Annotated in this window: 21 protein-coding genes; 15 read left to right on the top strand and 6 right to left on the bottom strand. The window is 67.2% G+C overall.

Features of this window, described 5'->3' with window-relative positions; translation table 11 throughout:
- Positions 1–27: 27 nt before the first annotated feature.
- Entirely contained in the window at positions 28–1,647 is a 1,620-nt protein-coding gene (locus tag ACRDTB_RS02795; RefSeq protein ID WP_431428296.1) for a UGSC family (seleno)protein, read from the bottom strand.
- Complete coding sequence (locus ACRDTB_RS02790) at positions 1,644–2,327, bottom strand: GntR family transcriptional regulator (protein WP_431428295.1); 684 nt, start codon at positions 2,325–2,327, stop codon at positions 1,644–1,646. Before ACRDTB_RS02790 ends, ACRDTB_RS02795 begins: the two co-directional genes overlap by 4 nt.
- 210 nt (positions 2,328–2,537) lie before the next feature.
- On the opposite strand from ACRDTB_RS02790, the gene ACRDTB_RS02785 reads away from it, so the two are divergent.
- Complete coding sequence (locus tag ACRDTB_RS02785) at positions 2,538–2,879, top strand: NAD(P)-dependent oxidoreductase (RefSeq protein WP_431428294.1); 342 nt, start codon at positions 2,538–2,540, stop codon at positions 2,877–2,879.
- 71 nt (positions 2,880–2,950) lie between these two features.
- On the opposite strand, the gene ACRDTB_RS02780 is transcribed toward ACRDTB_RS02785, so the two are convergent.
- On the bottom strand, positions 2,951–3,151 hold the full coding sequence (locus ACRDTB_RS02780) for an acetyl-CoA carboxylase biotin carboxyl carrier protein subunit (protein ID WP_431428293.1): 201 nt from the start codon (positions 3,149–3,151) through the stop codon (positions 2,951–2,953).
- Positions 3,152–3,456: 305 nt separating this feature from the next.
- Here ACRDTB_RS02780 and ACRDTB_RS02775 point away from each other — a divergent pair, with 305 nt between their 5' ends.
- Positions 3,457–3,666 (top strand): hypothetical protein, encoded by a 210-nt coding sequence (locus tag ACRDTB_RS02775; RefSeq protein WP_431428292.1) that lies wholly within the window; start codon positions 3,457–3,459, stop codon positions 3,664–3,666.
- 54 nt (positions 3,667–3,720) lie between these two features.
- Here the strand turns inward: ACRDTB_RS02775 and ACRDTB_RS02770 are convergent, their stop codons facing one another.
- The gene (locus ACRDTB_RS02770; protein WP_431428291.1) at positions 3,721–3,981 is read right to left on the bottom strand and encodes a hypothetical protein; all 261 of its coding nucleotides are present in this window, start codon (positions 3,979–3,981) and stop codon (positions 3,721–3,723) included.
- Positions 3,982–4,627: 646 nt separating this feature from the next.
- Positions 4,628–5,515, bottom strand: a complete 888-nt coding sequence (locus ACRDTB_RS02765) for an alpha/beta fold hydrolase (RefSeq protein ID WP_431428290.1) — start codon at positions 5,513–5,515, stop codon at positions 4,628–4,630.
- 233 nt (positions 5,516–5,748) lie between these two features.
- Between ACRDTB_RS02765 and ACRDTB_RS02760 the strand changes: the two genes are divergently transcribed.
- The 6 genes from ACRDTB_RS02760 to ACRDTB_RS02735 are packed head-to-tail and all read left to right on the top strand — an operon-like array spanning position 5,749 to position 12,447.
- Entirely contained in the window at positions 5,749–6,939 is a 1,191-nt protein-coding gene (locus tag ACRDTB_RS02760; RefSeq protein WP_431428288.1) for an ABC transporter substrate-binding protein, read from the top strand.
- Between the two features lie 33 nt (positions 6,940–6,972).
- Complete coding sequence (locus ACRDTB_RS02755) at positions 6,973–7,839, top strand: branched-chain amino acid ABC transporter permease (RefSeq protein WP_431428287.1); 867 nt, start codon at positions 6,973–6,975, stop codon at positions 7,837–7,839.
- A complete protein-coding gene (locus ACRDTB_RS02750) occupies positions 7,836–9,656 on the top strand; it encodes a branched-chain amino acid ABC transporter ATP-binding protein/permease (protein WP_431428286.1) in 1,821 nt (606 codons plus the stop codon). Before ACRDTB_RS02755 ends, ACRDTB_RS02750 begins: the two co-directional genes overlap by 4 nt.
- Positions 9,634–10,338: an ABC transporter ATP-binding protein gene (locus ACRDTB_RS02745; protein ID WP_431428285.1), complete on the top strand. Its 705-nt coding sequence runs from the start codon at positions 9,634–9,636 to the stop codon at positions 10,336–10,338. The genes ACRDTB_RS02750 and ACRDTB_RS02745 overlap by 23 nt, the downstream gene beginning before the upstream one ends.
- A 4-nt stretch (positions 10,339–10,342) precedes the next feature.
- Positions 10,343–11,164: an alpha/beta fold hydrolase gene (locus ACRDTB_RS02740; RefSeq protein ID WP_431428284.1), complete on the top strand. Its 822-nt coding sequence runs from the start codon at positions 10,343–10,345 to the stop codon at positions 11,162–11,164.
- On the top strand, positions 11,161–12,447 hold the full coding sequence (locus tag ACRDTB_RS02735) for an FAD-dependent oxidoreductase (protein ID WP_431428283.1): 1,287 nt from the start codon (positions 11,161–11,163) through the stop codon (positions 12,445–12,447). Before ACRDTB_RS02740 ends, ACRDTB_RS02735 begins: the two co-directional genes overlap by 4 nt.
- A gap of 6 nt (positions 12,448–12,453) precedes the next feature.
- On the opposite strand, the gene ACRDTB_RS02730 is transcribed toward ACRDTB_RS02735, so the two are convergent.
- The gene (locus ACRDTB_RS02730) at positions 12,454–12,774 is read right to left on the bottom strand and encodes a carboxymuconolactone decarboxylase family protein (protein ID WP_431428282.1); all 321 of its coding nucleotides are present in this window, start codon (positions 12,772–12,774) and stop codon (positions 12,454–12,456) included.
- 197 nt (positions 12,775–12,971) lie between these two features.
- On the opposite strand from ACRDTB_RS02730, the gene ACRDTB_RS02725 reads away from it, so the two are divergent.
- From ACRDTB_RS02725 to ACRDTB_RS02695, 7 genes are all read left to right on the top strand, one after another.
- The gene (locus ACRDTB_RS02725) at positions 12,972–13,850 is read left to right on the top strand and encodes a hypothetical protein (protein ID WP_431428280.1); all 879 of its coding nucleotides are present in this window, start codon (positions 12,972–12,974) and stop codon (positions 13,848–13,850) included.
- A 31-nt stretch (positions 13,851–13,881) separates the two neighbouring features.
- Positions 13,882–14,919, top strand: coding sequence for an ABC transporter substrate-binding protein (locus ACRDTB_RS02720; protein WP_431428278.1), 1,038 nt, complete (start codon positions 13,882–13,884; stop codon positions 14,917–14,919).
- Between the two features lie 103 nt (positions 14,920–15,022).
- Positions 15,023–15,757, top strand: a complete 735-nt coding sequence (locus ACRDTB_RS02715) for an ABC transporter permease (protein WP_431428277.1) — start codon at positions 15,023–15,025, stop codon at positions 15,755–15,757.
- Positions 15,758–15,766: 9 nt separating this feature from the next.
- Positions 15,767–16,573 carry an ABC transporter ATP-binding protein gene (locus ACRDTB_RS02710; RefSeq protein ID WP_431428276.1) on the top strand — a complete coding sequence of 269 codons (807 nt, stop codon included), beginning with the start codon at positions 15,767–15,769 and terminating at the stop codon, positions 16,571–16,573.
- 50 nt (positions 16,574–16,623) lie between these two features.
- Entirely contained in the window at positions 16,624–17,370 is a 747-nt protein-coding gene (locus ACRDTB_RS02705; RefSeq protein WP_431428275.1) for an ABC transporter permease, read from the top strand.
- A complete protein-coding gene (locus tag ACRDTB_RS02700) occupies positions 17,361–18,029 on the top strand; it encodes a cysteine hydrolase family protein (protein ID WP_431428273.1) in 669 nt (222 codons plus the stop codon). The genes ACRDTB_RS02705 and ACRDTB_RS02700 overlap by 10 nt, the downstream gene beginning before the upstream one ends.
- A 12-nt stretch (positions 18,030–18,041) precedes the next feature.
- Entirely contained in the window at positions 18,042–18,419 is a 378-nt protein-coding gene (locus ACRDTB_RS02695) for a hypothetical protein (RefSeq protein ID WP_431428272.1), read from the top strand.
- Positions 18,420–18,440: the final 21 nt, after the last annotated feature.

The following is an 18,440-nucleotide window of genomic DNA, read 5'->3' as shown; positions in this document are numbered from 1 at the left end:
TCTTGTCGACCCCCGACACGTGCGAGTTCAGAGCGCTATCAACGCCGTGGCGGCACGGGACACGCCGAAGGTCGGAATCCAGCACGAGTGTTTTCCAGATCCACCGGCGACTACCACGAGGATGTCTCGCCAGTCCGCGGTGATGGGCACGAGGCTGTCGCTGTCCCCGTCTTCGATCCACCTGTCCCAGAACTTCACGAACGAACCGCGGTCTCGTACGGCGGCCATCGGCTTTCGCGCGTTCTCGTACAGGAACCTGCGTACATCGTCCTTGGTCCAGCCGTCAGCACGGATCCGACGGGCGTGGTAAGGGCAGAGCACGACCACGACCTCCGACCCGTGGTGGTGGATGTTGTTTCCCGCGCTCGCCGCCATGCTGTCGGCGACGGTCCGCACGATGCCGTGTGCGCTCCCGTGGACATGCTCGTTGATGTTGTGCGGCGCTTCGGCGGCGATGACGGTCACCGTGCTGTCCGACGTTTGGAACCCCAGTTCGACGTGCAGTGGCGACCACGGGTTGGCGCCTTCGTTCTCGGCCATGCAGTAGCTGTACTTCCCAGGCATGCCTTGTGTGGCGCGGTCGACCTTTTCGGGCACCGCTCCACCTATGTTCGTCAGGCACAGGCGCAACGCACGCCCGATCGCCGCGTTCGCGATGTTGCCTTGGCCGAGGACGTTCGCTCCAGAGTTCATGCCGGTGGCCTCAGCCCACGGGCCGTTGACGATCAACAGTGGCGTGCATGGATTGGTCGTCGTCTGGATGCTCTCCAACATGAACTCTTCGGCCGACGTCGCCTGCACAGCCGCGACGACCGCGGGGAAATGCGCAGGCCGGCAACCGGCGATGGCGGCATTGACCGCGACCTTCTCGACGGTGGCGAGGCCATATCGCGGGGGCAGCACGCCGAGCACATGGTCGGCCGGATAGGACGAGCACGCGACCAGTTCGGCTACGTACTTGGGCGTCGGTAGGCCAATGGGCAGTCCGTCCGCCCATCCGCGCGCGTAGAATTCCGCATTGGCCTCGGTGACGCCGTCGATATCGTTGGAGACGCTGAGGTACTCCGGCCCGGGGCGCGGCGCGCTCCTGGCCGCGTCGGCGAGCGCAGCGGCGACCAGATTGTCCACTGGGTCGGTCAGCACCTCGAAGATGTCCCGCACGACAGCCTCGGCCAGGCCAACCACCTCGTCCTGCGGAAGCTGGGACAGAGCGGGCACGACGACGACGGGCAGGCCGGGCAGCCCTTCGGCGGCAAGGGTGAACCTGCACTCGGTGATCACCTCGGTGCAGGCGATGAGTGCCGTCGGTGTCCCCGACCGCTCGAGCCGAACCGCGTCGCGTACGGTCCAGGACATCGCCGCGCCGATGTCGGCCGCCGCGACGAGCACCAGGTCGCAGTCCTCGAACATGTCGAGGTCCGGTTCGGGGACGCCGACATGTCGTTTCGTACGCCATGTCGTCAGCTGTGCCGACGTCGTGGCCACGATCTCTTCCACGCAGGCGCGAAGAAGAACGTCCGCATTCGGTCGGTTGTTGTACAGAACGCCGATCCGCGCGCCGTCCAGCTTGACCAACCGCGGGGCGATATCCGACCGTTCGGGAATTTCCGGGGCCGCGGCGGGGCTCAACAACTGAATGAATTTCATGCGGTCTGCTCTTTGCTCATCGCCGAGATAAGAAATTCATGTGCGCGCTGCAGGTGGGAAGCTATTTCGTTCTCCGCCGTGCCTACGTCCCCGTCTCGCACAGCAGCGATGATTCTTTCGTGCTCCTCATCGGTATGGTGCAGCCGTGGCGGGCCCTGGCCGCTGCTGGAGAAACGGTACTGGTCGACCCGGTTGTACACCTGAATGAGAAATCGCTCGAGCATTTCGTTGTTCGTCATGCGATAAATGGTCTCGTGAAACGCCCGGGCCGCGTCGACGGCGGCCATGGTATCGCCGCCAAGCAGTTCGTACCGCATGTCGTGCAACGTCTTTTCCAGCTGGCGCGCCAGTTTCTTCCGGTCTCCCGCCATCGCTTGGCGGATCGCCAACTTCTCCAGCGACAGGCGAATGAGATGGATGTTCGTCGCCTCGGTGATCGTAAGGCCTGCGACCACGAGCCTGCCTTGCTGCCGGACCGCCAGGCCTTCCGACTCCAGCTGCTGAAACGCCTCCCGCACCGGCGTTCGGCTGACGTTGAGCCGGGCGCTGACGTCTGGCTCCGACAACCGCTCCCCAGGAGCGAGCTCCCCTCGGAGGATCTCGTTCCGGAGGGCGTCAAAGGCCAGCTCAGAGGCAGACCGTGATGCTCGTCCAGTCCTACGGGGTGGCGTCGTCAGCATACATGTATACTTGCATGCACGGATACACGAGTCAAACGATCTTCCAGTGTTCGACCACTGAGTGCACCTGTGTGTTTGGCATTGAGAAGCGCGTGAACCACGCTCGTGCCGCGGGGCGGCACACTGGCTGCCGCCGCCCATGGGTGGCGTGCGGGATTCGCGGCACCGCCTCCGGTCTAGGACCCGCACGTCGCGAACAGCGAGCCTGAGGTGTCCCAAGTGGACGATTTGAGTACCTTCACGGAACGCAGCGACGTGGTGACCATCCACACCCCGCTGCTGCCGGAGACCACGGGCCTGATCGGCGCGGAGGAGCTGCGTCGGCTCGGATCGGACGACCTACTGATCAACGTAGCGCGCGGCGGGATCGTCGACCAGCAGGCGCTGGTGGAGGCGCTGGAGGCCGGCACCATCGGCGGGGCGGTCATCGACGTCTACGATCCAAAGCCGGCCGACGAGCATGAGCAACCCCGCGGTGGTGTTCCCGTGACGGTGAACCGCGAGTCCGCCGAGCAGCTCGGTAAGGGTCCGCCCGAAATGGTCATCTGGTAGTCAGACACCATGATTCGTCGCAGACCGACAGTACGTGCGCATTGATGAAGTCGATGCGCGGTAGCGCCGCATCAGCGCGACGAAGTTCTCCACGAGTCTTCCCCTTGGGATGTCTCAATCTTGGCGAGCACCGCGCCGGTGTCCACGACCTCGCCTATCGCGTGGGTCAGGGCCGTGATCTCCATCTTCATGGCCTCGAGCACGGCGATCGGGCTGCCAGCCGTGACGGTGTCTCCCTCTGTGACGGCGAATGCGACGACAACGCCATGCATGGGAGCCGACGATCTCCCGTGTGTCGGACTTCACCGGGTCTGGCGCGTTGGGCGTCTCGTCGCTGGGCCGGATTCGGGCAGCGCGACCGGCCGGACGGCGGCCGTTGCGGACTCCGTCGGGTGTCGGCGAGCCGTGCACCGTGACTCGAATGGTGCGGTCGGCGAGGCGCAGCTCGATCTCGCGGGGTGGGCCGGCGCCGTTCCGCGCGTGGGTGCCGCGTCGTTCGTTCTGTGGTCGCAGGGACGAAAGGTCCCATTCGGACTCCACGGAACCGTCGAGTGGTGGCCGGCGACGAACGCGGGACATGCGCGCGGTCACTCCCGACCTGTTCGGTGCCTACACGACCAACTTTCCGATCATGGAGTCGTACTCGGGTGGCACGGTCGATCGCGTGACCGTGCATGCGTACGGTGTTCTGGTCGAAGCCGAGCCGTCGCTTGGGGAGAGCCGCAACTGTGCCTGGACGATGTCGATTCCGGTCACCAAACTCGGTGACCGGATGCTCGACCTGTAGCCGGGTGTTCATCTCCGGGAACTGGAAGACTCACCGTCGTCGTCGAGCAGGAACTCACAGGTTTCCAGCGTTGACGTAGCCGGCGCGCTTGACGAGGCGAACGGCGGCCTCGGCGAGCTGCGCTCGGATGTGGTCGAGCACACCGGCAGCGGGAGTTTCCTCGACGAGCTTCTGCTGCCGTCGTTGCAGTGAGCAGTCGCGTTCGCCGAGGTGCACGACGGTGCCATTCTGGTCCGCGAGGATCTGTATCTCGACATGGCGAGGTCGGGTGAGGTAGCGCTCCAGGTGGCATTCGTCGCGGCCGAAGGCGGCCAACGACTGTGTTCGTCGGCGAAGGCCGTGGCGTCCTCGAGGCTGTCCGTTGGCTGCCCGGTGCTGGGGATGACTGGGACATCAGCAGCCCTGGCGATCGCGTGTGCGGTGAGCTTGTCGCCAAGCTGGGAGATAACATCTGGCGGCGGTCCGACGAAGACCATCCCCGCTTCGGCCACGGCCCGGGCGAAATCGTCGTGGGCGACGCCGATGGCGTGGGTCGCCATCTTCGCTGCCCGAGGTGACCGGGTTCGCCACTGGACACCGTTCAGGACGACGGCCTCTTCGGCCCTGGCTGTGAGCCGGGGCTCGCGGAGGTGGACCCGGTGCTGCGTCCCGGCGGCTCGCTGGTGATCGTCGACCTCGAAATGCGGCGCAGGTCCACGGCGACTGGATACGCACGGACATGCCCAGGTACGACACCGCGGAGGTCGACGCGTTCTTCGACCGGGGTTCACCGCCCGCCAGGTCGAGACGGTCTGGCGGGCGCCGACCATGCGGACCTGGTCGCGATGCTTCGGATCGAGTTCTCCGCGCGGGTCGCCGTGCGGAGCGATCGGCGAGGTCGTGGGCCTCCGGTCGGCTACCGGGTTGTACCGGCGCGTGCCGACCGGCTCGCCGCGTCCGTAGCAGGGTCACTCCCTGCGGATCATCTCGCCAGGAAGCTCCCGATGAGCCCAGCGAGCTCGGCGGGCCGGTCGAACTGGACGAAGTGGCCGCACTTCGAGAAGAGATGGAACTCGACGTCCTGGATGGTGTCGATCAGCGGCAGGGCGCGCTGGTAGGGCGAGTTGGCGTCCTCGCGGCCGAACACCATGAGGCACGGCTGGCGAATCGAGCGCATTCGCTCGCGAAACTCGGCGGCGTTGTGTCGGTGGTAGAAGGTGAGCACGTCGGAGTCGGACATGCGACGCAGATAGCGGTCCATTTGGCCGTCGTGGACGAAATGCTCGTAGGACGCGGTCAACCACTCGTTGTCGAGCCGGTCCGGGTGGTATACCTCGCCGCGCCACACGGTCATGAAGTTCGCCAGGCTGTTATCCGTCGTGACGCCGAAGCCGACCAGCCGGGAGACCTGGGCGGTGTAGCCGTTTCCGTCCAACGCCAGGTGCCCGTCGGGAGCTATCGACCCGGCGCCGAAGCCGACCAGCCGTGAGACGAGGTCGGGGAAGGCAGCGGCCAGCTCGATCGCCACCCGCGCGCCGCGGGAATGCCCCACCACCGCCACGTCGGACACCTGCAACGCCGCGCAGAGCCGGCTCAGGTGCCGCGCGACGTTGGCCGGCTCGTCGGGTACTGCCATCGGCTCGGAGCGGCCGTAACCCGGCAGGTCCGCCACGATGAGCCGGTAGTCGGGCAGCCGGGGCAGCAGCGGAGCCCACGACATCATCCCGGTGTTCCCTGGCCCGGAGCCATGCACCAGCAGGACCGGCTGACCGGTCCCGATGTCCGCGCCGATGTGCGTCCGGACACCGTCCACATCGATGATCTCGCCGATCGTGCGTGGATGATGGCTCGTCGGAGCTGGATCGTTCATGCGACCTTCCTGGTTATCCGAAGGCTCGATCGACAAACCGTATACCGTCGTCGGGCAGTGGTCAAAGCTGGATCACGGCACGCAGGTCAGCGTGCCGCTGCGGCTTCTAGCTGGCATGAAGAGCCGAATCATGGCTTGACCGAGAATTGAAATACGGTATACGGTCAGCACTGTTGATCGCCAGGGGTAGCCAGCCGGGCGACGTATACCCGGTATTTCCTCGGGAGTGGGTCGTGAACAACAGACATCGCCTTGTTCGCCTGGCACTCGCGCCGGTGCTGGTGCTCGCGGCCGCCTGCGGCGGGAACGACTCGGACGGCGCGGGCGGCGGCGAGCCGGTCATCACCCTCGGCGGGATCTTCCCGTTGACCGGTGGCATCGCCTCATTGGGACAGTCCATGGCGAACGGTACGAATATCGCCATCAAGGAGATCAACGATGCCGGCGGCATCGAGATCGACGGCCGGCGTCACCGGCTGGCAATGGACACCTGCGACGACGAGGGAACCGCGGAGGCGGCCATCGCCTGTGCGAGGAGGCTCGCCGCCGACGGACCGCCGGCGATCATCACGTTGGGCACCTACGCCGCGCTGCCGATGCTGGGCTTCAACGAACGCGACGGATACGTCCTGCTCGCCGCCAGCTCGGTACCGGAGCTGACCGAGCGGGGCAACAAGCTGGTCATGCGCATCGTGCACAAGACGAGCGACTCGGTGCCCAACCTTGCGGCGAGCACGGCCAAGCACTACGAGGAAGGCTCTGCCGAGGTGACCAACGCCGTCGCGCTTCGGGTCAACACCGACCTTGGTGCGGAGTGGGTCGAGGCATTCCGGAACGGATGGCAAAAGGCGGGGAAGGTCGCCGACAAGGTGATCGACTACGACCAGAACGCCACCGACTTCTCCCCACAGGTGGGCGCGGCTCTGAACAGCGACCCCGACGTGATCGCCTTCTCGGCCGGCTGCAAGCCAACAGCGATCTTCATCAACCAGGCGATACAGCAGGGATACGACGGCAAGTTCGTCTTCGGCTCCCCGTGCGCGGATCTGCCGACCCTGACCCCGCTGCTGGACGACATCGAGGTACTCGAGGACGCCGTGCTCGAGGTGACACCGTGGACACTTGGCGGGCCGGAGGTCGAACGGGTCCGCGACGCGATCCAGCGAGAGTACGGCGGTGAGCCCGAGTGGGTCGCGGGTCTCGGCTACGACGGGCTCCGAGTCCTGGCCAGGGCGATCGAGCTCGCCGCGTCGTCCTCGGACCCGCAGCAGATCCACGACAGGCTCCCCGATGCGCTGACCGAGTTGCGCTCCGAGTTGCTGATGGGTGCGCAGCAGATGGATCCCGAGACCGGGGACACGACCTTCAAGACGTCGGCTGCCGCGTATCAGCAGGGCGAGTTGGTCGAGATCGACGCGGGCTGACCGCCTAGCCCGCCGGCAGGAGGTGATCGGAGCGTGGAGCTGTTCGCGCAGCAAGTCGTCAACAGCGTGATGTTGGGCTCGACCTACGCCCTGATCGCGGTCGGCATCACGCTGATCTACGGCGTGCTCGACATCGCGCACGTCGCGATCATGCAGGTTGGTGTGATCGGTGCGCTCACCATGACCACGGTGATCGGCTGGGTGGGCAACTACTGGATCGCGCTGGCCGTCTGCGTCGTGGTGGCGACAGTGGTCGGAATGGGGTCCGGCCTGCTGGTGTTCCGGCCACTGGCCAACGATCCGCCGGTGAACGCCTTCATCGCCGGATTCGGGCTCCTCGTCTTCCTGGAGGCCGTCGGGCTTCTGCTGTGGGGGCCCGACCCGATCCGCGTGCCGGCGGCGATCACCGGCGTGGGCGAGATCTTCGGCGTGCGTGTCGTGCTGCACGGGCTGGTGGTCGCAGTCGTGGCCAACGCACTGCTGGCCGCTCTCGCGGTGTTCCTGAGGAGGTCGAGGCTCGGGCTGGGCATGCGCGCGCTCGCGCAGGACCGGTACAGCGCCGCGCTGATGGGCATCAGCCGGCCCCGGATCGAGCTACTAACGATGGCCGTGGCCAGTGCTTTCGCCGGTCTTGCCGCCGGCCTGCTGGCACCGACGACCTTCGTCCAGCCGGCGATCGGGCTGCTGTTGGTGGTCAAGGCGTTCGCCATCGTCGTCGTCGGGGGTATGGGGAGCATCAAGGGCGCGCTGATCGCGGCATACCTGCTTGGCTTCACGGAGAGCCTCGGTGCGGTCTACGGGTCGCCAGCGCTGGTCGACTTCTACGCGCTCGGCATGCTCCTGCTGGTGCTGGTGGTGCGCCCGAGAGGGTTCTTCGGTCGGCTGGAGGAGGTCCGATGAACCGGCCGGCTCGGCTCGGCGCACTCGCCTCCCGGCTCGCCCTGTGGTTCGTGGCGATCGGCGTGCCGGCCGTGTTCATGTGGTCGCTGTGGGGGATCAGTGGGGGATATCTGGTCACCGTCCTGCAGCTGACCATCGTCCTGGCCATCCTTACCTACTCGGTCGACCTCGTACTCGGCTACGGCGGCCTGGTCTCCGTGGCGCACGGATGCCTCTACGGCATCGGCCTCTACACGGTCGCCATCCTCACCACGAGGTTCGGCACCGGTTTCTGGCTGGCCTTGCTCTGCGGATGCCTGGCCGCGTGTGTCGTCGGCGGCGTGTTCGCGGTGATCACGCTGCGGCTGTCAGGGCACTACTTCACCTTCGCTTCGGTCGTTTTCGGCGCCGCCGCGTTCACCGCCTTCGACCGGTTCGACGGGCTGACCGGCGGGCCCCGGGGCATCTCGGGGGTGCCGCGCATCCCGCCGATCGGCCCGCTGCGGTTCGACTCGGACCTGTCACTGACCTTGTTGCTGCTGTTCGCGCTCGGCCTGGTGGTGCTGCTGATCAGCGCGATAGCCCGCAGCCAGGTCGGCGACCGGCTCGTCGCCTCGCGCGACAACGCGAGGCTGGCCCAGTCGCTCGGGGTGAACGTCGCCCGCGTGCGGATCTTCGTGTTCCTGATGAGCGCACCCATCGCGGCGTTCGCCGGTGGCCTGTACGTCTCGCTCATCGGTTACGCCAGCCCGGCCGACGCGGACGTGCTCACCGGCTTCGACAGCGTGATGTACGCGCTGCTCGGAGGGTCGGGGCAATTACTGGGCCCGAGCGTCGGCGCAGTGCTCGGCGGGTTCGTCCCCGAGGCACTGCGGGCCGTTCCAGAGCTGCGTCTGGCTCTGTTCGGCCTGGTGCTGATCATCGTGATCGTCTGGCGGCCCAAGGGAATCGTCGGCATCTACCGGGAACTGTTCGCGCCACTGCGAGCGGTGCGCCGCTCACCAACGGCGTCCGGGGTTGTGTCCTCCGACGAGCTCGTCGCCCGGCCGAGCCTGCGGCAGGTGCGGCACCCGAGCGGGCCCGAGGTCGTGCTGGCAGTCGAGTCGCTCAAGGTCAGGTACGGCGGTGTCACCGCCCTGGACGACGTGGCGCTGACCGTTGGGTGCGGCGAACTGCTCGCGGTAATCGGGCCGAACGGGGCCGGCAAGAGCACCCTCTTCGACGCCGTCGCCGGTCGTGTCCAGCCAGAGCGCGGCACCATCCGGTTGCTGGGGGAGAACATCTCCCGGGCGCCGGTGCATCGACGTGCGGCAATGGGTGTCTGCCGAACTTTCCAGGCGGTGGAACTGTTCAGGTCGCGGACGGTCTTTGGGCACCTGCGAATGGCCGCCCGCCACACCGACCTGGGAGCCGACCGCGTCGACGGCGCCCGCCCCTGCGTTCTGCGTCCGGATGAGTCCGGCCTGCGGTTCCTCGGCCTCTACGAGCGCAGGCACGAGTATCCCGAGACATTGAGCCTGAGCGAGCAGCAGCGGCTGGCTATCGGCTTGGCCCTGGTGCGGCGGCCGGCGGTGCTGCTGCTCGACGAGCCGTTCGCCGGCCTCAGCGGCGCCGGGCAGCGCGAGCTCATGGAAATCATCCGGGAGTTGAAGGACGGCGGCCTGTCGATCTGCCTGATCGAGCACAAGATGCACGCGGTCATGGCGCTGGCCGACCGGATCGTGGTGCTCAACGAGGGCAAGGTGCTCAGGACCGGCACACCGGAGGCGGTCCGCGGCGATGAGACCGTGCTGAAGGCATACCTGGGAGCGAAATATGCTCAAGTTCGAGAATCTTGACGTCTCCTACGGCCTCCGGGCGGCCCTGCGGGACGTGACGATCTCGGTCGGCGCGGGTGAGATCGTGGCGGTGCTGGGCGCGAACGGCGCAGGTAAGACCACGCTGCTGAACACCATGTCGGGCATCGTCAGGTCATCGTCGGGCCGGATCGTGTTCGATGGCCAGGACGTCACATCGTGGCAGACATTCCGGCGGGTGACGGCCGGCATCGTGCACTGCCCGGAGGGTCGGCACGTGTTCGCCGGCATGACGGTCGAGGAGAACTTGATCGTCGGCGCCTACCGCCGGCCGGCGGCGGGCCGCACCGAGGCTCTGGAGCGGGTGTACGCGCTGTTCCCGGCATTGGTGCGGCGAAGATCGATGGCTGCCGGCGTGCTGTCCGGCGGCGAGCAGCAGATGGTCGCCATCGGGCGCAGCCTCATGGCGCGACCGCGCTTGCTCGCTCTGGACGAGCCGTCGCTGGGTCTGGCGCCGTACGTGATCGAGGAAATGTACCAGGCGATCCTGGAGATTCGCCGGTCAGAGGAGTTGAGCATGCTGCTCGTCGAGCAGAACGCCGCGGCCGCGCTGGACGTCGCGGACCGGGGATATGTCATCGAGTCGGGATCGATACGGCTGTCCGGCACCGGGCCGGAGCTGGCCGGCGATCCCCGGGTGCGCGCGGCGTATCTCGGTGGGTAGGCCGGTGGTCGAACCCGCGGCACCCGGGTACCTGGTGGCCAGGGCGGTGCGCATGGCGTTCCTGGCGCGCGGGACGGGCCCGCGGCACCTCACGTTCCTGCCCGGAAACTTGTGCACCGTGCACTCCTGGTCGGAAGTGCTGCGGCGGCTGCCCGAGCCGGAGTATCGCTGTCTGGCGGTGGACTACCTGGTCGGGTCGGATCGGCCCTGGGGCGGTTGGACCGTGTCGGGCATCGCCGACCTGACCCGGGACGTGCTCGACACCTCGGGTGTCAGTCGGACCGTGCTGGTCGGCCATTCCGCCGGTGGGCTGGCCGCGCTGCTGTTCGCGCTCCGATTCCCGGAACGCCTCGCCGGATTGGTGGTCGTGGCGTCGGGCGCCAGGATGACAGGGCACCGGACCTTCGATGGGCTGGCCGAGGCGCTGTCCAGGCCCGAGGTGCCGCAAGGGTTTCTCGAGCGGGCACTGACCGGCATGTGGTCCGTGCCGCCCCCGGTCGAGGTGCTGGTCCGCGACCTTGGCCTGCTGGGCGCGGTGCGGGAGCGGATGCGGGATGTGCTGCTCTCGTGTGCCGACTACGACCTGCGCGGCCAACTCGGGTCGCTGTCGGTCCCCACGCTGGTGTGCCAGGCGGAGCTGGACCGCGGCCGGCCGCTGGCCCACGGCCAGGAACTGGCCGAGGGCATACCCGGCGCGCAGCTGGTCCGGTTCGACACCGGGCACATGATCCCGCTGGAGGATCCGGCCGGACTCGCGCACGCCCTGCGTGTGTTCGTGGGGACCGACGCCTGGGATGAGGAGACGGATCAACGGGAGAAGCGATGACGGCTGCTGAAGTCACCGCGGAGGCGGACCTGGTCGTACTCGGCGGTGGCATGGCCGGCCTGACCGCGGGCGCGTTCGCGGCCCGCCGGGGTCGGCGGGTCCTGTTGGTGGAGAAGGCGCCGCAGATCGGTGGCAGCGCGGTGCTCTCCAGTGGCTACGTGTGGACCGCGCCCTCGATGGCGGCCCTGCGCGAACGGGCGCCGCGCGGCAGCGTCGCGCTCGGAGAGGTGCTGCTCGAGGAGTTCCCAGCCACGATCGAGTTCATCCGGTCCTCGGGCGTGTGGATGTCGGAGGAGGTGACGGTGCTCGGCTTCGGGCGCGGGCACCGCATCGACGTCCTTGCCTACCTTCGACGCTGCGTGTCGATCATCGAGAATGCCGGTGGGCACGTGGTCCTGGCCGCACGGACTGTCACACTGCGCCAGCGCGAAGGGTGCGTGATCGGTGTGTCCCTGCTGGAGAACGGCGCGGAGGTCGAGGTCACCGCGCCGGCGACGATCCTCGCCACCGGCGGATTCCAGGGAGATCGCGCCCTGGTGGCGGAGGCCATGGGCCAGCAGGCCCCTGACCGCCTGCTGCTCAGGGCGAATCCGTACAGCACCGGGGACGCGCTGCGGTTGGCCAGGGCGATCGGCGCCGCCACCGCGGGGGACATGGACTGCTTCTATGGCCACCTGGTGGTGTCCCCGCTGGCCAGCTTCACCCAGCCGGACTTCGCCCGGCTGGCTGCCTACTGCTCGGACCGCTGCCTGCTGTTCAACATCGCCGGCAAGCGGTTCACCGACGAGTCTGCCGGCGACTTCGCGAACGCGCAGCAGGTGCTGCGCCAGGAGCAGGGGCGCGCGGTCATGATCATGAGCAACACCGTGCGGCACACCGCGGCGGTGGCGCCGGCGGTGCCCGGCCTGGAGGCGATCGACCTGATTCGGGAGGCGACCGCCGCCGGAGCCCGAGTCTGCTCGGCGCGCCGGCTCGACGAGTTGGTGGGACAGATTGAGTCCTGGCAGTTCCGAGCGCAGCCGATCGGGGACGCCCTGCGGGCCCGTCCCGACCCGCTTGACCCGCCGTTGTTCGCACTCGAGGTGCGGCCGGCGATCACCTTCACCCAGGGTGGGCTGGCGGTCGACCGTGACGCGGCTGTGCTCGACACCTCCGGAGTCCAGATCGACGGACTTTACGCCGCCGGCGCCGATGTGGGTGGGGTGTATCAGGGCGGGTACGCGGGCGGGTTGTCGCTCGCGGGGGGATTCGGGTTGCGGGCGGTTAGGAGCGTGACGGGTTGATGAGCTTCAGCCGTCGGGCGAGGCGTCGAGGTCGCGCAGCACCTGGACGACCTCGATCATGGTGGTGAAACCGGTGCTGAGCGCCACCAGCGCACCGGCCTGGAACAGCTGGTCGGAGGTTGCTCCGGCGGCGAGTGCCCGGCGGGCGTGGGTCTGCATGCTGATCCGGTAGCGGATCGCGGCGGCTCCGGCGAACAGCAGCAGCTCCCGGTACAGCGGTGGGATGTCTGCCTTCGTGGTGATGTGCGCGATGTAGTCGACCATCTTCCCGTGCGCCGTCTCGTCATGCCGGGCGACGAGCTCCTGCCAGGTGGGTTGTCCGGCCACGGTGGCTCCTAATCCATCAACGAGATTAGGATACGGTATACCGACCGTGAGTGTGACGCAACGTACCGATGGCTCAGGCAGTACCTCCAGATCGGGGTACGACATTCACTTATCGTAGCGAATCGGGTGTATGCAGTTTCGATTGACCGATCACAGGATCCGGTATACCGTCGTCCGTGCTGCAGAGGTGGTGTCCAATGGTCGAGCGGAAGCGGTTGTACATGGCAACCGAGCAGAACTGGGACTCGGCGGAGATATCCGATCAGGAATGGGCGTCGATGTCGTCCTGGTACGCCGAGACCCACGGCGAGGGCGGTCTGGACCTCGTGCCGTTCCTGCCGTTCATGCGGGAGCACCGTCCGGACGCGCTCAAGCGCTACCGGCAGTGGAACGAGATCGTCCAGGAGGGCGCCGGGCTGCGGAGTCCGCTGCCGGGCACCGTCATAGCGCTGCTCTACCTGCACTACTACACCACCCGCGCCTACCGGCACGGAATCCTCTACGAGGTGATCACCTCGCGCATGTGGCAGGCGAACAAGGCTGAGGTGCGGGACGTGCTCACCTTCGCGTGGCTGCACGCCGGTCCGCTCGGCATCACCGCGGCAGCGGAGTCCTCCGGCGAGTACCTGTCCACATGGGACGAGCAGGACGGCGCGCCGAGCACGGTGGACTGGCCGGCCGGCTGGGCGTTCGACTCGGACACCTTCGCCGCCGGCCTGGACTTCAGCCACCGCGAGCTCAGCACGGACGAACTGGCCGCCCTGAAGGACTGGCACCGTCGGACCGAGGGCGAGGTGCCCCCGTATGTGTCCTACCTGGGCGATCACTACCCGGAGGCGCTGAAGGTCTTCAGGTACCGCTATGAGACGGCCATCAAGGTGCTGCCCAAGCAGATGATCCCGTTAATGGAGCTGCACCTCGCGTTCCTGACCCAACGTCCGGCGGCTGCGCGCCGCGCCGCGCACCACGCGGCGACAATCGGTGTGACCGCACAGCAACTGGCGCATGTAGGTGCCAGTGTCCAGGTCTATCTCGGTTCGACCGGGATGGACATCGTCGCCGAAGTGCTCGCTTAGCTGGTCAAAGTCCGAACCCTTGGAGTCAGTCATGCTCAGACGTACTCTCGCGATCATGCTGGCCGGCCTGCTGCTGGCCGCGGGCTGCTCATCCGATGACGGGAACGGTGCTGGCGGCGCGGACGGGGCCGAGCCCGGGACGGTCGAAGTGTCGATCGGGATCAACAGGAACCTGCTGTTCCTCCCGGTGTGGGTAGCGGAGGAGCAAGCATTCTTCGCTAAGCACGGCGTGGATGCCTCGCTCGACGAGGTCGGGCTCGGCCCGGCTCTGCGGACCGCTCTGCTCAGCCGCACCGTCGACATGATCGCCCAGTCGCCCGAGGGGTCAGCGCTGCTGTGGGAGCAGGGTGAGACGGTGGTCAACCTGGTTGCGACGCAGGGAAAGCTGAGCTGGCAGCTGATACTGCGGCCGGGTCTGGAGGGCCAGGTCACCCCGGGTGACTACGAGGACCTGCGCGGGCTGCGGCTGGCCATGGTGGCCCAGGCAACCGGTCCCGACTATTACCTGCAGGCACTGCTTCGCGAGCATGGCCTCGAGCCTGGCAAGGACGTCACGCTGGTCGGTCAGGGCGCCGACTTCGCCTCGGGCCTCGCCCTGCTGGACCGAGGCGAGATCGACGGCATGATGACCGTCGAGCCAGCCACCTCGCAAGGCATCAACGACCACGACGCGTTCTCGTTCATCAACTTCGGCACCGACGAGACGTTCCAGAACGCCGGTGAGGTACCGATGGCCGCGGTGGCGAGCCTCGGCTCGTATCTGGAGGAGAACGAGGATGCGGCGCGGCGGGTGGTAGCGGCCGTCGTGGACGCGATGAACTACATCTCCGAGAACCCGAAGGAAGTGGCGGCCTACGCTGCCGAGCTGACCGGGCTCCCTGTGGAGGTCGCCTCGGGGATCATCGATCGAGAATTGGTGGACAACCGTGCGGCGATCTCCAAGGAGGGCTGGGACGCCCTGACCAAGGCCCTGCGGGACGGTGGGCTGGAGAAGCGCGCTCCTTACGAGTCTGTCGTGGCCACGCAACTCGCCGACGCGTGGGATGAGTACGGGGCGGACGGGTCCTAGGCGAGTTCTAGGTGAGTTTGACTCGGCCCGCCCATCGGGGAAGGAGGAGTCAGAGGTGGCAAGCACGAGGTTCGATCGCCGCCCGGTGGCTTATGGGTACCGCATGCTCCGAACCTTCGGTTGGCTGCTGGCCGTCGCAGTGATCCTGCTCGCCTGGCAGCTGGTCACTGGATTGGGACTCGTCGATCGCTCGGTCCTGCCCTCGGTCACCGACACGGTCGCCGCCGTGTACACCGACGTCCGGTCGGCCGCGTTCTGGCAGGACGTGGCGCATACGTCGCTCTACACCGCGGTGGGCCTGGTGGTGGGTATGGTGATCGGCATCGTCGGTGCGGTGATCTGCTTCGCGATACCGGGTGCGTTCCGCCTCCTCAGCCCGTACCTCACGTTCCTGAACTCGATGCCGCGAGTGATCCTGGTCCCGCTCTTCGTACTGTTCTTTGGGCTCGGCGCGTCCAGCGAGGTCGCCGTGGCGGCCTCGCTGGTGCTGTTCCCGGTCCTGTTCGGCGCGTACGGCGGGTTCGCCGAGCGGCGGGAGGACCTGGTGCAGTCCATCCGCATTCTCGGTGGCAGGGCGTCCAGCGTGTGGCGGTTGGTGATAGTTCCCTCCGCGCTGTCGTCACTGATCGCCGCGGCGCGGCTGGGTTTGTCCCTGGCCCTGCTGGGCACGGTGATCACCGAGATGTTGATCGTCCCCTACGGGCTCGGAGCGCTACTTCGGTTGCGCGCGGGCGTCTTCGACGTCGCGGGGCTGTTCAGTGTGGTGCTGGTGCTCGCGGTCATCACGCTCGTCGCGAACGCCGTGGTCGATGCTGTGGCCGCCCGGCTGAGGCACTAAGGAGTACGGATGACCTCAGTAACTGTGGACCGGCTCTCGGTTGAGTTCCGGCCGAAGTTGAGCGAGCCCGCGGTGCTCGCGCTGGACGACCTGTCGTTCGAGGTGGGTGAAGGCGAGATCCTGTGCCTCGTCGGACCAAGTGGTTGCGGCAAGTCGACCGTACTGAACGTGCTGGCCGGCATCACGAAGTCCAAGATGGACGGTTCGGTAGCGGTCTCGGGCAAGGCCGTGGTGGACGACTCACGCGGTGCGTCGCGTGGCAAGTCCATCGGCTACATGTTCCAGCGCGACACACTGTTGCCCTGGCTGACCACATTGGACAACGTCGCGCTGCCGCTGCGGTTCCAGGGCGTCAAGGACCGGGCCGGCATCGCGCTCGGCCTGCTGCGTACCGCCGGACTCGAACAGTTCGCCAAGATGTATCCCAACGCGCTCTCCGGCGGTATGCGCAAGCGGGTGCAACTGGTGCAGGTGCTCGCTCAGGATCCCACGGTCCTGCTGATGGACGAGCCGTTCGGTGCCTTGGACGCGCAGACCAGACTCCTGATGCAGCTGGAATTTCTCGCGGCATGGGAGCGGGACCGCAAGACGGTCATCTTCGTCACCCATGATCTCAACGAGGCGATCCTGGTCGGCGATCGGATAATCTGTATGAGCGCGCGGCCGGGTCGGGCCAAGTTCGAGCTGCCGGTCTCGATCAAGCGTCCGCGTTCGATCGAGACGCTGGCCGGGACCAAGGAGTGGGTGGAGCTGTACGAGTCGCTGTGGCTCGCGCTCAAGGACGAGGCCCAAATCGCGCTGTCGGGCCGGACATGAACCGGGCGGTGACAACTCGAGCACGCCTCTCGAGAGTCGACGCAGGGGGCGTGCGGCTGCGTCGCGCTGGGCTGCACGCCCTGCTCGTGATCTTCGTGTTGGCCTGCTGGGAAGGCTACGTGCGTAGCGGTTTGGGACGGGCGATCGTGGTCAGTCGCCCGTCGGACGTGCTCCCCGAGATGATGACGATAGGCCGCGATCCCGAGTCGTGGCAAGCCATCGGCACCACGGCGCTCGGTGTCGGCGTCGGGATGGGCCTGGGGCTGGTCATCGGCGTCGTGGCGGCCGTGACACTGAGTCGGTCCGAGTTGGTGCGCCGGGCGATCGACCCGGTCCTCATGGCGTTCTACACCGTCCCCCGGCTGGCCCTGATCCCGCTGTTCATCGTCTGGTTCGGCACCGGGCTCGCGTCCTCGATCGTGGTGGTCTTCTCCCAGGCCGTCATCGTCTTCCTGCTCAGCACCTACGCCTCGCTGGACAATGTGGATGATGCCTCGGCGAGTTCTATGCGGCTGATGGGCGCCCGGCCGTGGATGCTGCTGCGGTGCCTCTACGTCCCCAACGCGCTGCCGTTCCTGTTCTCCGCATTCCGGCAGGCGCTGGCGCTTGGGCTCGGCGCGGCGATCATCGCGGAGATGTTCGGCACGCTGGGCGGGGTCGGGGCGCGGATGGCGGTCGCGCTGGCCCGATTCGACATGACCGAGGTGCTCGGCTGGGTGATCGTGACCGCCCTGCTCGCGCTGGTCCTGGACATCGTCTCGAGCTTGCTGGAGAAGCGGATGATCCGATGGCGTTGAACGCGTCCCTGCTGGGCGTGCGGGTCGAGCGGCTCGCACCGGTGGACACCGCGCTGCTCGTGGTCGACATGCAGGTGGCCTACCTTGACCAGGAGACCGGCTGGACCCGGTACTTGCGCGAGCGGGATCCGGCCGGCCATGCGTATTTCGCCGAGCGTGCCGCCGGCACGCTCGTGCCAAACGTGGCCACGCTGGTGCGGGCGGCGCGGGAGGCCGGCGTTTCCGTCGTCTACACCGCCAACGGATACGTCATGGACGGCGCGCGGGACTACCTCCGGACCCGGCGCGGTCACGTCCTCGACATCGGGTTCGTGCCGCGGGTGGACACCCACGAGTACCGGATCGTCGACAGCTGCCGGCCCGGTGCGGCGGAGATCGTCCTGCGGAAGTTCTCCACCAGCGCGTTCACCACCACGGGCCTGGATGCCCTGCTGCGCAATCTCGAGGTGGCGAACCTGGTGGTATGTGGTACAGCGACGGACGCGTGCGTCGGGCTGACCGCCCGGGACGCGGCCGACCGCGGGTATGTGACCGTGCTCGCCGCGGACGCGACCGCGACTTACAGCCAGGCACGCCAGGAACACTTCGTGGAAATGTTCGGAAGCTACCACGGCGGCGTGTGGTCGACCGGTGCCATTGTCGAAGAATGGCGGAGTTGAAGGAAGTGGAAATTGTACAAGGCCATTGTGTTGCTCAAACGGAGAGCGCATATCTCCAGTGATGACTTTGAGAGCTGGTTTCTCGGGGAGCATGCTCGGCACGCCGCTGAGGTCGGCGGCGAGCGCCTGCTCAAGTACACGGGATCCTTCGTGGTGGCACCGGGGCCCCGGTCGCCGTGGCCGAACAACGAACCGGCCGTGGATGTGGTCAGCGAGTTTTGGTGCACCGATCGCGCCACCGTCGAGGCGACCTATGCCGACCTGGCTGGTGCGCGGGGCGAGGTGAACAACGTGCTGGGCATGGTGTCGTGGCGGGAGGCGTTCGTGGCCGAGGAGATCGACCTGCTCGCCGACCTGAGGCACCGCCCGCGGCGCCTCAGGTCGGATTGATCTTTGCCGACTATAGTGACG

It is taken from the genome of Actinophytocola sp., from assembly GCF_050699935.1.
GTDB lineage: Bacteria > Actinomycetota > Actinomycetes > Mycobacteriales > Pseudonocardiaceae > Actinophytocola.
This window is presented reverse-complemented; position numbering and strand designations above follow the sequence as displayed.

Coding starts and splice junctions, on each gene's coding strand:
- ACRDTB_RS02795 (WP_431428296.1), bottom strand. CDS start 1,647: ATGAAATTCATTCAGTTGTTGAGCCCCGCCGCGGCCCCGGAAATTCCC.
- ACRDTB_RS02790 (WP_431428295.1), bottom strand. CDS start 2,327: ATGCTGACGACGCCACCCCGTAGGACTGGACGAGCATCACGGTCTGCC.
- ACRDTB_RS02780 (WP_431428293.1), bottom strand. CDS start 3,151: ATGCATGGCGTTGTCGTCGCATTCGCCGTCACAGAGGGAGACACCGTC.
- ACRDTB_RS02775 (WP_431428292.1), top strand. CDS start 3,457: ATGCGCGCGGTCACTCCCGACCTGTTCGGTGCCTACACGACCAACTTT.
- ACRDTB_RS02765 (WP_431428290.1), bottom strand. CDS start 5,515: ATGAACGATCCAGCTCCGACGAGCCATCATCCACGCACGATCGGCGAG.
- ACRDTB_RS02750 (WP_431428286.1), top strand. CDS start 7,836: ATGAACCGGCCGGCTCGGCTCGGCGCACTCGCCTCCCGGCTCGCCCTG.
- ACRDTB_RS02745 (WP_431428285.1), top strand. CDS start 9,634: ATGCTCAAGTTCGAGAATCTTGACGTCTCCTACGGCCTCCGGGCGGCC.
- ACRDTB_RS02735 (WP_431428283.1), top strand. CDS start 11,161: ATGACGGCTGCTGAAGTCACCGCGGAGGCGGACCTGGTCGTACTCGGC.
- ACRDTB_RS02725 (WP_431428280.1), top strand. CDS start 12,972: ATGGTCGAGCGGAAGCGGTTGTACATGGCAACCGAGCAGAACTGGGAC.
- ACRDTB_RS02720 (WP_431428278.1), top strand. CDS start 13,882: ATGCTCAGACGTACTCTCGCGATCATGCTGGCCGGCCTGCTGCTGGCC.
- ACRDTB_RS02715 (WP_431428277.1), top strand. CDS start 15,023: ATGCTCCGAACCTTCGGTTGGCTGCTGGCCGTCGCAGTGATCCTGCTC.
- ACRDTB_RS02710 (WP_431428276.1), top strand. CDS start 15,767: ATGACCTCAGTAACTGTGGACCGGCTCTCGGTTGAGTTCCGGCCGAAG.
- ACRDTB_RS02700 (WP_431428273.1), top strand. CDS start 17,361: ATGGCGTTGAACGCGTCCCTGCTGGGCGTGCGGGTCGAGCGGCTCGCA.